The organism is Saezia sanguinis, assembly GCF_003991585.1.
GTDB lineage: Bacteria > Pseudomonadota > Gammaproteobacteria > Burkholderiales > Burkholderiaceae_C > Saezia > Saezia sanguinis.
This window is the reverse complement of the sequence record NZ_PQSP01000004.1, coordinates 18,184-29,815: the sequence shown is the minus strand read 5'-3', so window position 1 is coordinate 29,815 and position 11,632 is coordinate 18,184. Positions and strand designations below refer to the sequence as shown.

At 54.1% G+C, this 11,632-nt stretch carries 11 protein-coding genes; all 11 read right to left on the bottom strand.

What is annotated here, in order from left to right; translation table 11 throughout:
• Window positions 1-60 precede the first annotated feature (60 nt).
• The 11 genes from CUZ56_RS08420 to tssB all read right to left on the bottom strand — a co-directional run bounded on the left by CUZ56_RS08420 (window position 61) and on the right by tssB (window position 11,397).
• Window positions 61-357, bottom strand: a complete 297-nt coding sequence (locus CUZ56_RS08420) for a PAAR domain-containing protein (RefSeq protein ID WP_126979952.1) — start codon at window positions 355-357, stop codon at window positions 61-63.
• A 66-nt stretch (window positions 358-423) separates the two neighbouring features.
• Window positions 424-942, bottom strand: a complete 519-nt coding sequence (locus CUZ56_RS08415; protein WP_126977702.1) for an Hcp family type VI secretion system effector — start codon at window positions 940-942, stop codon at window positions 424-426.
• Between the two features lie 392 nt (window positions 943-1,334).
• Window positions 1,335-2,174, bottom strand: coding sequence for a type IVB secretion system protein IcmH/DotU (gene icmH, locus CUZ56_RS08410; protein ID WP_204250866.1), 840 nt, complete (start codon window positions 2,172-2,174; stop codon window positions 1,335-1,337).
• A gap of 1 nt (window position 2,175) precedes the next feature.
• Window positions 2,176-3,516 carry a type VI secretion system baseplate subunit TssK gene (gene tssK, locus CUZ56_RS08405; protein ID WP_126979951.1) on the bottom strand — a complete coding sequence of 447 codons (1,341 nt, stop codon included), beginning with the start codon at window positions 3,514-3,516 and terminating at the stop codon, window positions 2,176-2,178.
• A gap of 53 nt (window positions 3,517-3,569) precedes the next feature.
• Window positions 3,570-4,724: a type VI secretion system lipoprotein TssJ gene (gene tssJ / locus CUZ56_RS08400; protein ID WP_126979950.1), complete on the bottom strand. Its 1,155-nt coding sequence runs from the start codon at window positions 4,722-4,724 to the stop codon at window positions 3,570-3,572.
• A complete protein-coding gene (gene tagH / locus CUZ56_RS08395) occupies window positions 4,721-6,100 on the bottom strand; it encodes a type VI secretion system-associated FHA domain protein TagH (RefSeq protein ID WP_126979949.1) in 1,380 nt (459 codons plus the stop codon). Before tagH ends, tssJ begins: the two co-directional genes overlap by 4 nt.
• On the bottom strand, window positions 6,097-7,116 hold the full coding sequence (gene tssG / locus CUZ56_RS08390; protein WP_126979948.1) for a type VI secretion system baseplate subunit TssG: 1,020 nt from the start codon (window positions 7,114-7,116) through the stop codon (window positions 6,097-6,099). Before tssG ends, tagH begins: the two co-directional genes overlap by 4 nt.
• Entirely contained in the window at window positions 7,080-8,846 is a 1,767-nt protein-coding gene (gene tssF, locus CUZ56_RS08385) for a type VI secretion system baseplate subunit TssF (protein ID WP_126979947.1), read from the bottom strand. Before tssF ends, tssG begins: the two co-directional genes overlap by 37 nt.
• A 10-nt stretch (window positions 8,847-8,856) precedes the next feature.
• Window positions 8,857-9,279 carry a type VI secretion system baseplate subunit TssE gene (gene tssE / locus CUZ56_RS08380; RefSeq protein WP_126979946.1) on the bottom strand — a complete coding sequence of 141 codons (423 nt, stop codon included), beginning with the start codon at window positions 9,277-9,279 and terminating at the stop codon, window positions 8,857-8,859.
• 41 nt (window positions 9,280-9,320) lie between these two features.
• On the bottom strand, window positions 9,321-10,796 hold the full coding sequence (tssC, locus tag CUZ56_RS08375) for a type VI secretion system contractile sheath large subunit (RefSeq protein WP_126979945.1): 1,476 nt from the start codon (window positions 10,794-10,796) through the stop codon (window positions 9,321-9,323).
• Window positions 10,797-10,857: 61 nt separating this feature from the next.
• Window positions 10,858-11,397, bottom strand: coding sequence for a type VI secretion system contractile sheath small subunit (tssB, locus tag CUZ56_RS08370; RefSeq protein WP_126979944.1), 540 nt, complete (start codon window positions 11,395-11,397; stop codon window positions 10,858-10,860).
• Window positions 11,398-11,632 lie beyond the last annotated feature (235 nt).

Here is an 11,632-nt window from a genome sequence, read left to right as displayed (position 1 = left end):
GTTCTGCTTTTTTCCTCAAGCAAAACCGGTACTCGTCATCAACAACATGCACAAACGCTGCTACTTCACCATCCAGCTTGCATCGCCTTCAATGAGCACACCACCATGACTGGTGGCATCGCCCTGCCTGGCCACACAACGACCATTCACTTTGGTGGCGCCCGTCCCGTTCACAATCACGGCGCCACAGCTGATCAAATCTCCAACACAAGCGGCATTGCGCCCATTCACCTTGAACCCCGCAGTTCCGGTAACCACCGTCCCTGCGCCGTGCTTCGGGCATGAATGCGCATGTCCTACCAATACCACGGGACGCCCACCAGACGAACCTCCCGCACCTTGACTGCTTGCTGTCATATCAGATCCTGCATGATCATTGTCGTGATGACTACTTACTTTCCTGACACATCAAACCGTCAGGAATCAACCTTCAATCGGCGCTCTCCAGTCGTCAGAAGCTTCTGTACCGGCTACCTCATGACTCCAGATGATCTTGCGGTAGGCCAGTGACACGCGTACCAGCTGGGTGTAGTTGGCGTTGTCGGCGTTCTGCGCATGTGGCAGCACGGTGTCAATGTCTACAACCGTCGCGTCTTCGAGCTTGGTGGAGAAGAAGTGTTCCTGTTTGCCATCTACAGATGTGCGATACCAGCGGACTTCCACTGTCGGCAGCATTTCACCGGTAGTCAGTGCCTGGTACAGCAGCGGTACGCCTTTGTTCAGTGCACAGGTAAAGACAAACGGTTTGTGCACGCGCTGGCCTGAGGGCTGGCCGCTTTGCGGATCGGTCGGGGTCGTAACACGGTGGCTGATTTCCTGGACCAGGATTTCGTCTTCGTGGCCTTCGACGTAGACGTTACCGACGGAATCGGCTGTGAATGCGCCCTGGGTGATGTTGCCCTGGGTTTTGCCTTCAATTGAAATATACGCTGGGGTTGGCATTGATATGCTCCTTGTTGAAATGAATAAAACAGACATGAATCAAATAAACGTGCTGCTTTCTAGCAGCTCTACTCTATTTATCATGCAAACTATGTGCCTGAATTCACCTCAACAAGCTAACCCACTGAAAATAAATAATTAATTAATATCCTAAAAAAATAATCGGGTCTATTCTGACCCGAATTCGGGCCACTTTTGACCCGCTCATATTCAATCACTGATCTTTTTTGTTTAACGTCAGAGCAAAATTGACAGAACGCGTTACTTTTTTGTCAGCGTCACGCACTTTTGACACCCTTAAAATAGTACTTGGCACCTGCCCGGTTTACCTCAAACCAGATCAGGTGCCATCGTTTGAAAGCAGCCCTAGAAGCTGTGGTGCTCAGCTCATATCACCGTTGTTGCAGCACGGTATCCAGTGAACGAATCACTTCATTGGTGGTTGTATTGAGCACCAGCGAATAAATCACAAATGCCAGCACCAGCACTACTGCAGCCGCAGCCCATGGCGCCCACCATGCCCACTGTTTACCCACACGGAAGTTGCGCGAAGCCACATTGCTGTGCGCCGCAGTCAGCGTCTCCGGCGTTTCACCACGCATCTGCCGCAACGCCTTGTGCAGCTTGGTGATGATCGCCTGCAGCTCATCGCCACTGTTGATCTGCACGCCATAGCGGCCCTTGAAGCCCATGCACAGGCACACGTACATGAACTCCAGCACATCACGGTATTTCTCCTGATCCATCAGCATGCGCGACATGATCGTGAAAAACTTTTCACCGCCCCAGGTCTCATCATGGTAGATGCTCAGTAAAGAACGCTCGGCCCAGATCGACTGCGCCCCCCAGGGCGTACCCATCACCGCTTCATCGACAAAAGAACACAGGCAGTAACGGTACGCCAGTTGCGTGGCGTTATCATATTTATGCTGTGCAATCTCCTCACCAATGGTGGCGATCTGGTTGCGCACCGTGGTATAGAGCTCATCCACATTCGGATTTTTGTTGAGCTTGCGAATACGCATCACCAGCCCGATGATCGGCAGCGATGCATCCACCAGCGGGTTATACCCATAACCACGGATCTGAAACCACAGGTCGCTGTCCTGGTCAATCTGCTCCACCGTGTTAAACGACACATCGGCCTTGTTCGTCAGCGCCGCGCGCTGCGGCTCCCGGATACCGCCGGGCTCTTTGAAGATCGGCTCTCTTGTAGCTGATTGCATTGTCATGTCATTGACTCCTTATCGCCCAGAACTGAAGCTCAAGCTCAGGGAACTGGCCGGCAATGTGAAAACCGAAGCCAGCGGTATTTTTCATCATCCGCTGCCACGGTGTGCTGGAGCGGTCCAGCTCAAAATAATTAAAGCCCGAGTGATACGGCAGATGGCGCGGCGCCACCGGCAGTGAATTCAATGGAATGCCCGGCAATTGCAGGTTGACCAGCTCGTTGATCTTTTCGATCGAAGCCACCTTGGCCTGTTGCAGGAACTGCTGGCGCAACTTGTCGTTGGGCATACGCGCGCGCACTGCCAGAATAAATTCGGCACTCTCCAGCAAGAAGCGGTCCTGCAGCGGTGCGGTCAGCAGACCGTACTGGTGCTTGGTGATTGGCAGCGACACGGCACGCGGCTGCATCACGGTACTCAGGATGCGGCGCAGCGTTTCCTCCAGCACCACAAACGACTCCCGCAACCGGTCATGCTGGTACGCCGGATACTCCGCCGGCAGCCGGCCTTCATCGGTAAACGTGCTCAATTCGCCGCAGGCCTGGCTGAACGCAATATAAATATCTTCCGGATGCACCTGCCGGCAGCGCGCCAGATGCTGAAAATACGGTTGCAGCCGGTTCAGGCACAGCAGCAGGTTAAAGTCCGTCACATCAGCCACACCTGCCTGGCTGGGCGAACCTATGCGCATGGCAATATTTTTGGCGCGCTCGCGCATCAAGCCTGCCACCTCTCCCAGAAAACGCTTCAGCGGTGACACCGCCTCCAGCGAAATACTGGTCGGGTAAAACGACTCGTCCATCACCAGGCTGCCGTCCGGGCGCTTATCCAGAATACGCCCCAGCGCTAAGCTGGTATACGCACTGCGGTCATCGCGGTCCAGCGCCAGTTGCATATTAGGCACACTCAACGGCACATCCACATAGCTGCCGTCGGGCGTCACAATGTCCTTGATCTCTTCAGACTTGGCCATGTAGCGCGCATTCACATACGTGTCAGGCCACTGCACTTCCAGCATACCGTCGGCGTGCATAGGCAGCGTCAGATACACAATCTGATTCACGGCCGACACATCACTGATCGTCAGCGGCGTGGGCGGCGGCACATCATTGGGAATATCAAAAATCGTACCGTCAGGCATCACCCCCTTGGCACGCACAATCGCAATCTTGCCAAAACTCAGGTACTCCTGATTGAGCTCCAGTTGTTTGAACCCGTACAGATATTCGCTCGCGCCACTGATACGCTGGTGCAACTGATACGCGTTAAAACGGGCCTGCTGCTGAAGGTGTTGCGGTTGAACAAACAGCCCCTCTTTCCACAGGACATTATTTTTTGATGCCATAACTCGCAACCTTTTCCATTATTTTGTTTTGTTGATTCTGCATAACCATGTCATTACTTCGACTCATCGACGCCCTCATCCTGCAGCGTCACCGTATTGCTGTCAAAACCGACCAGCAGTCGATACATGCGTCCCTGCGCCGCCACCGGAATCGCACGCTTCCAGGTCGCACCATTCATTTCATGGAACTGCGCAAAAACGGCGATGTAACGCGTATCGCTGTCGATCTTCTTGAAGTCAATGTACTTGAACTGCCCGGGCTGCAGCACATAATCATCCACCTTGATATAGGTACTGCCCAGCGCCTTGCGGATATCCGCTGCCAGGCTGTCCACGTCGGCATTTAGAAACATCGAGTCATCGGTCAGTTGCAACACCTTGAACGACACCGGCGTGGCAATTGCACGCGCCATGGCCGGCGGATACTCCGACACCGGAATCGCTGCGGTGCCCGTCAGATTATCCTCACCGGCATCCACCACCAGAGCATCGTTTGATGCACGGCCACCATACTCGCCCACCTGCAGCGAATGCAGCCTTTCAGCCTCCGTCACAGAAGCAGGCAACATGCCGCTTTCATCACGCAGCGGATACGGTGCCCCCGCCCCTGATCCTGCGGCAATTGTTGCCGATGTGGCTGCAGATGCCGTGGCAGGCGCTGTCGCCTGGCCTGCTGTCTGCCCGGTTACCGGCGCTGCGGGCGAGCGGTCGGCCATTAATATGCCCGATGCCCCCGAGCCCGGCACTTCAATCAGAATCGGATCGCGGGTATGCTCCTGCCCATCCAGCACCCTGAAACGAATTACCTGTCTGGTTCCCGATGCAGGGCCGCGTTCAGCCGCAGCAGCAGGTGAAGACAATGGCAATGGCGAGACCTCTTCGCCCGTAATGTTCTGCCCTTCCATCTGAGTCAGCGTTTCGCGCACCTGCTCCAGCAGCGCCTCCTGGCTTTCCGCCTTCAGTGTCAGCGAATACTCCTCAGGCTCTTCCTGCTCCGGCGGCACGCTGTTCGGATTGGGGTTGGTCGTCGGGCTCGCGTACAGACTGAACGCAATCTGTGTCGGCTGGTCCTTGGCGTCTCCCACCTGAACCGACGGATCCCACACCACCTGCCCGACCTTCACTGCGGCACTGAACATCTCTTTGGGTGTACAGGCCGAAAGCGTCAGCCCCAGTGCTGCAACCAGCGGTAAATACTTCAAATTCATGATGCCTGCATCCTTATTGCACGGTCGTAAGCCTGTTCAAACACCTCCCAGAACAGCTTCTCAAGCCCCTGCTGGCGCGATGACACCATCTCGTTGTAATAGTGGTTATACATGCGCCAGGCCCAGGCCTCATCCCCCGCGCGCTGTTCGCCTTCCACGCCATAGCGCTGAAAGCGGTGCGCCAGCACATCGGGAGAAAACGCCTTGAGCAGCGCATTCAAACTCTCGCCAATCGCCTGAATCACCGCGATATTGTGAATACGGGCCTGCTCCAGGCTCTCTTCAATGGCGGCCGGGGCCGACAGATGCACAGCGCTGCGGTACTCCGAAAACATCGCACGCGCGGTATCTTCATAACTCTGCTTGAGCCGCAGCGGGTTATCCTCAATCGGCTGCAATGTGCGCGTAAGCATCGTCAGGCTGTGCGTTGTACCCACCTGGTCACCATACAGTCTGGCAATACCTTCCAGCGCCGCCTTGACCGACTTGCCCACCTCCTGCAACAACGTGTACGATGCCGAGCTGTCCATCGAGCCCAGATTCACCTGCATGCCCTGCTGCAATGGCAGCGTGGCCAGATGCTGCCCGCCCTCGCCCGCATTGGCGTGCTCGGTCATCCACTCCTGCGCACCGGGGTAAGGCAGATTGGTTGCCCCCGGAACCATCTGGCTGCTGGGCGTGGCCGAATGAAAATGGCTCACCGCCTCGCTTGCCGTGGCGGTAAAATCCGGCTGCGTTTTGGCATTGGGCGAAACCCCGAAATGCGTCGGGTCCAGCGGCACGCGGTCAACAACCGGTTTATGGCGCTGGTCGTCAGCATCCATGGCTGCCAGCGGATCAATGGAAGATTTCAGATGATTAGAGGGTGTTGTCATTTGTTGCAATTCCTTCTGACCTGCCGCAGCAGAATAGGGTTCATCAGCGATATGCTCCTCGTTTGGGCTCGCCTGCTCCATAAGCTGTTTCGAATTTTCATTCACCAGCTCACCAACATCATATTGGCCCAGCGTCCTCTCGGAATCAATGAGCGCATGATATTCTTCATTAAAATGGACCGCAATCTTATACGGCCCCACCTGCAGCACATCGCCATCATTGAGCTGTGCAATATGCCCCGCACCGACACCACGCGTACTCTCGTTGATACAGGTATCGCCGCAACGGTCAATCACGCAAAACGCGCCGTCAATCCAGGCCACCTCGCAGTGAATCGGGTTGACCCGGTTCAGCGCGTCCTGCAGCACCCAGTTGGCGCCACGTGAACCAATCGTACCGCCGGTGCGGTCAAAATTAAAACGCGACACCGCCCCCGGCTGTAGCTTGCTGGGGTTGGACACCATCAGAGAGACACGGTTCTGCATTGATTTTGTATTCATGTTCTTGCCTTAATTTTGACAACAGATTCCAAGCGTAAAGGCGCATCCTGCGGCAAAAATGTTGTCCAGCCCAGGTGCGTGCCACTTTCTTTTTTTAATACAAACGGGGGCACTTCCTTTTGCTGCAACCCCAGTTCCAGGTCATAAGCCATGCTGTCACGCAGCAGAAAATCAATCAGCTTGCGCAGCGGCTCATAATCTTTGCCATTAGGCAAAAAGTCACGGAAACGCTGCTGTGTCAATTCCGAAATCACAATCGTGAACTTGCTCGCACGCGTGCTCACGCGCGCGCCCAGCACAAAATTATCACCCAGCGTGGCGTTGGCCTTGCCCATGGCGTTACGCTGCCCGGGCGCCACATCCACATAGCGCTGGTCAAACTCACGGATATGCACCGCTTCCAGATCAAAACAATGCGCAATGATACCGGACACCACGCTCGGAGAGCGGCTGCGGCTGGCAATGATGCCGGTAAAACTCAGCAGCCGCGCCCATGGAATCGGCGTGGCGCCGCGCAGCTCCGAATCATTCAGGCCGATCAGCGCAAACACATATTTCGAAAATCGGTCTTTCGCCTCGTGCTGAAAACGCACGTAATAGCGGTATTTGCGCCAGGCCTGGTGCAGCAACGTGAGCAGGCGGTGATTAAAAAAATCCAGAAAAGCCGGCCGGATGCCTATGCCATGCGCATAGTCATACGCCAGTTGGTCAATGTAATACCCCGGCAGCGGCGAATCCGGCCCCTGCATGCTGAAAAAACTGGTCTTGACGCGGTACTGCTCGTCAGAATCAGGCAGCCGCTCGGCCAGCACTACGTCAGAAGCCGGAAACCCCAGTTGCGCATCGCCTTCCAGCACCACGCGCTGGAACAGGGGCGAATCCGCCTCGCCTGATTCCAGGTCATCGTCGTGCAACCGGTGCAAGTGCTCCAGCAGGCGGTAAAACGCATAGTTATGCGCATCGCCCAGCACCACATCGGCTATATCACGGGTTGCTTGCCGTTCCTTAATGGCCATGCGTAATGCTCATTATTCAGTGTATTGACAACTTCCAGTTTGTGAAAAGAATTGATACTGGGATACAAAGCAAAAAAATGGGACAACACCGTACCAAACATATACAGCTCGCCCTCACACGAAAAAGTACTGCCATCCATATCCAGCACTGTCTTCAGTCCCCGTACCGGCAGACCCTTGACCAGATGATCCACCGGCGTGGTTTCCGCCTTGCTGATCCCGTCCAGCCGTTTTTTCGTGGCCCTGGCGTGCTGAATGTCATACAGCGCGGTAAAGTCATACGCGCCAATCACCGCTTTCATCGGCTCGGCTGACAGCAGCGAAAGATAATTCAGCGACATGTTGGAAATCAGCGTCCAGTGCAGCGAACCATCGAGCAAGGGCCGGTAGGGCGGCGTCGGGCGCATGATGTTGGTATACGTCACAAACGAAGGCGTCGTCTCCGTGTGCACACAGATATCACCCGCACCCAGCGCCAGCGGCAACTGGCGGTTGGTACACGTCAGCTCAATCGAAACTGTCTCGTTTTTACCCAGGTAATACGTTTCGTCCGAGCGCACAAAAGCCACCCGGTAATTCAGCGCCTCGTCATTGACAGACTCTTCAATGCGCAAGCGGTAATACAACGCCGAGCGGTCCTGCGCATACTCAATCTCATGCTGAAAAGACTCGAACGGATGAAACTCACGCAGAAAATCGCCCCGTTTGCCATCCTGCTGCACCTTCCATGAGCAGATGCTGTCCACGCTGAACACCTCAAAACACTCGGGCTGCAATGCACTGGCCTGCAAACGGTGTTCCAGCGCACGGCCGGTCAGGTTGATCGGCTCGGCATCGTGCGAAAACAGATTCACGGCCGGCGCGCAGTACAGGCTCAGATCGCCGGTACGCAATTTAAAATCACTGGGCATCGGCCTGGAAAAATGAAATTGCAGCCGCACCTGATGCGCTGCAGTGGCAGGCCACATTGAACTCAGCTTTTTAAGGCGAAAAAAATAAAACCGCTGCGGGAAAACAAAATACTCCTGCAAAATGCGGTAACCATCGTACACATTGCGCGGGTACGGCAACAACGCATCTTTGGGCGAAAAACCCAAAAACTCAATATTCCTGACATCCAGATGCCGCGTCTCTTCGCCAATTTCAATCCGGATTTCACTCAGGTATTTGGCCAGCCACAGGTACAGGGTAGACGCTGTGACATCATCACTGCTGATATAAAAATCCAGGTCATCGCAGCCAATCGTATTCAAAGGCTGCTGCGACAGCGTTTGCAGATCAACGCGGACAATCGACTCCTGCCGGCTGTGCGCGTCACTCACCTTGTCAATGGCCAGCGGATACACCGACACATCGGTACACGTTCTGAAACGGCATTGCGTGCCATCCACCGGCTGCGAACGCAGTTCCGTGGCGCGCGGAATCACCTGGCGCTCGGTCAGCGCCTGGGCAATCGGGTCAAAACGCACAATCGTTGCACTGGGAATCGGGCGCAGATAATTCGGCCACAACAACTGAATCATCGAATGCGTCAGCTCGGGAAAATCATCCTCGATCTTCTGGCGCAGCTTGGCCGTCAGAAATGCGAAACCCTCCTGAAGTCTTTCAACATCAGGATCAGATGCCTGCTCCCCCAGTGTACGCGCCAGTTTAGGGTTATGACGTGCGAACTCCTTGCCCTGTGCCCGCAGGTAATTCAGTTCATCTCTGAAAAAGTCTTTAAGCGCCACTGCCTCATCCTTATTTCACCTTGAAGGTTCCATCATTCATGATGAGATCTATTTCAACCAGTTCTCTTTTGTCTTTCACTGGCACAAGACAATCAATACGAAAGTTCAGCTCAATCGGCATGTGCGGGTTGGGAATCGAATGCACCCGGCGTACCACCACCCGAGGCTCCCCTTCCCGAATCACACGGCAGATATCCTCCCCGATGCGCTGCATCAGGTCACTGCTTCCCAGGACTGCATCATTAAAATCCATCAAACCATCATGCGGGCTGCTCTGCGAGCAGCCCTGACGGGTATTCAACATCCGTTCCAGGTTGCGTTTGATTGCCTCGATACGGTGCGCCAGTTGACCCTGCTGCGAAACACTGCGAGGTCTTTCGTCCTCACTGCCCAGGCGATCAAACAGGCTGCTATTTCCTAACGATCTAGGCATAAATCAACGCACCCTAAAACGATGTGGCTACTTGCCGTTACTTATTCTTTATCCAAACGGCCAACCAGACTCAGCGCGAAGCTGGCACCCATGTACTTGAAGTGCGGGCGCACAGACAACTGAACCTGATACCAGCCCGGATCTCCTTCCACATCCGAAACCACCACCTTGGCTGCACGCAAAGGACGACGGCTGCGAACTTCGGAAGACGGATTTTCCTGGTCGGCAATATACTGTTTCAGCCACTGGTTGAGCTCGCGCTCCAGATCCTGGCGCTCTTTCCAGCTACCGATCTGTTCACGCTGCAGCACTTTCAGGTAGTGCGCCAGACGGTTGATGATGAACATGTAAGGCAGTTGCGTACCCAGCTTGTAGTTGGTCTGCGCTTCCTGGCCTTCCGGCGTTTTCTGGAAAATCTTCGGTTTTTGCACCGAGTTGGCCGAGAAGAACGCTGCGTTGTCGCTGTCTTTACGCATTGTCAGCGGAATGAAACCTTCCTCAGAAAGCTCAAACTCACGGCGATCCGACACCAGCACTTCGGTCGGAATCTTGGCCTGAACCTGGCCCAGCGCTTCATACAAATGCACCGGCAAATCATCCACCGCACCACCGGAGAGCGGGCCGATAATGTTCGGGCACCAGCGGTATTTGGCAAAGCTGTCTGTGATACGGCTAGCGAGCATGAATGCGGTATTGCCCCACAGATAATTCTCGTGCGAGCCATCCACCTTCTCCACATAAGAGAAGCTGCGCACCGGGTTTTCCAGCGGATCATAAGGAGAACGCAGCAGGAAGCGCGGCATTGTCAGACCCAGGTAGCGTGAATCTTCCGTTTCACGCAGGCTGCGCCACTTGGCATAACGCGGACCTTCGAAAATATCGTGAATTTCCTTCAGGTTGGGCAATTCGGTATAAGACTTCACGCCCAACATCTCGGCACCCGCAGCAGCCAGGAACGGTGCATGCGCAATCGCACCAACCTGCGACATATAACGCAGCAGCTTGATATCCGGTGAGCTCGGGCCGAATGTATAGTTGTTCACCACCAGGCCGGTTGGCTCGCCACCGAACTGACCGTAGCCGGATGTGTAAACATGGCTGTACATGCCGCTTTGCGTGATATCGCCAGCGCTTTCAAAATCATCCAGCATCTCTTCTTTGGTGACATGCAGAATTTCAATCTTGATGTTTTCGCGGAAATCAGTACGGTCCACCAACTGCTTCAGGCTGCGCCATGCAGACTCCAGCTTTTGCAGCTCGGGGTGATGCAGCACCTGGTCCATCTGGGTAGAAATTTTTTCATCCAGACGTGCAATCATGCTGTCAACCAGCACCTTGTTGATCGGCTGTGACTGGTCACGGCTTTTCAGAATTTCAGAGATAAAGGCAGCAACCCCTTTTTCAGCAACCGCATAGCCTTCATGCGTAGGCTCCATGCGTGTTTGCGCCATGATCTGCTCAAGTAATCCCACACTGCCAGCGGCTGAACTGGCTGCACCTTCAGTTTTTGTGCTCATTTGTAGTAAATCCTCTTTTGTATGCTTACCGACAGAGTAACCATGCACTCACGTGCTGTTGTTACTTCTTAGAATCGCCAGGTTTTCCGGCAGGCGGCGTCTTCTTGCCGTCGTCAATCACCAGGTCAAGCTCCTTGGCAAGCTCGGCACGTGCCTTGTCGTCTGTCAGCAGATGCTGAATTGTTTTTCTGAAATTCGGAACGTTGCCCAAGGGCCCTTTCAGCGCAACCAGCGCTTCACGCAATTCGAGCAGCTTTTTCAGCTCGGGAATCTGCTGTGCCACGGCATCCGGGCCAAAATCTTTAATCGATTCGAACTTCAAATTCACTGCCAGGCTGGCGTCAGCATCGTCGCTCAACGTGGATGGCACTTCCATCTGCAGCTTGACTTCCGATTTTTTCAGCACATCATTGAACGTGTCTTTGTCCACCCGAACAGATGTTCTTTCACCCAGCGGGGTATCCTCTGCATGCCCCTTAAAATCCCCTGTGACCAACACCTTCAAGGGTAATTCTATTTCTGCTTGCTGATCACCAGTTGCCGGAATAAAGCGAATGTTAATTCTCTCTTTGGGCGCAACTGATCCCGAATATATTGCCATGGATTACTCCTTACTTATTTTGATAAAGGCCCACGAAAAATTGCGAATAGCGGAGTGATCATACTACAAAAGAATTTCACAACAACTACTAATCAGAGTAAATCCAAAGGTACTTCCAAAATTGAATTCAAGCTTATATAGTGTAGCCCTGATACGCTTGGAAAACGTGTCTGGATCGCGTTTGCAAGGATCCTTTTATGTCATTTTTGTCATTTTCTTGATTTTGTTTTCAGCA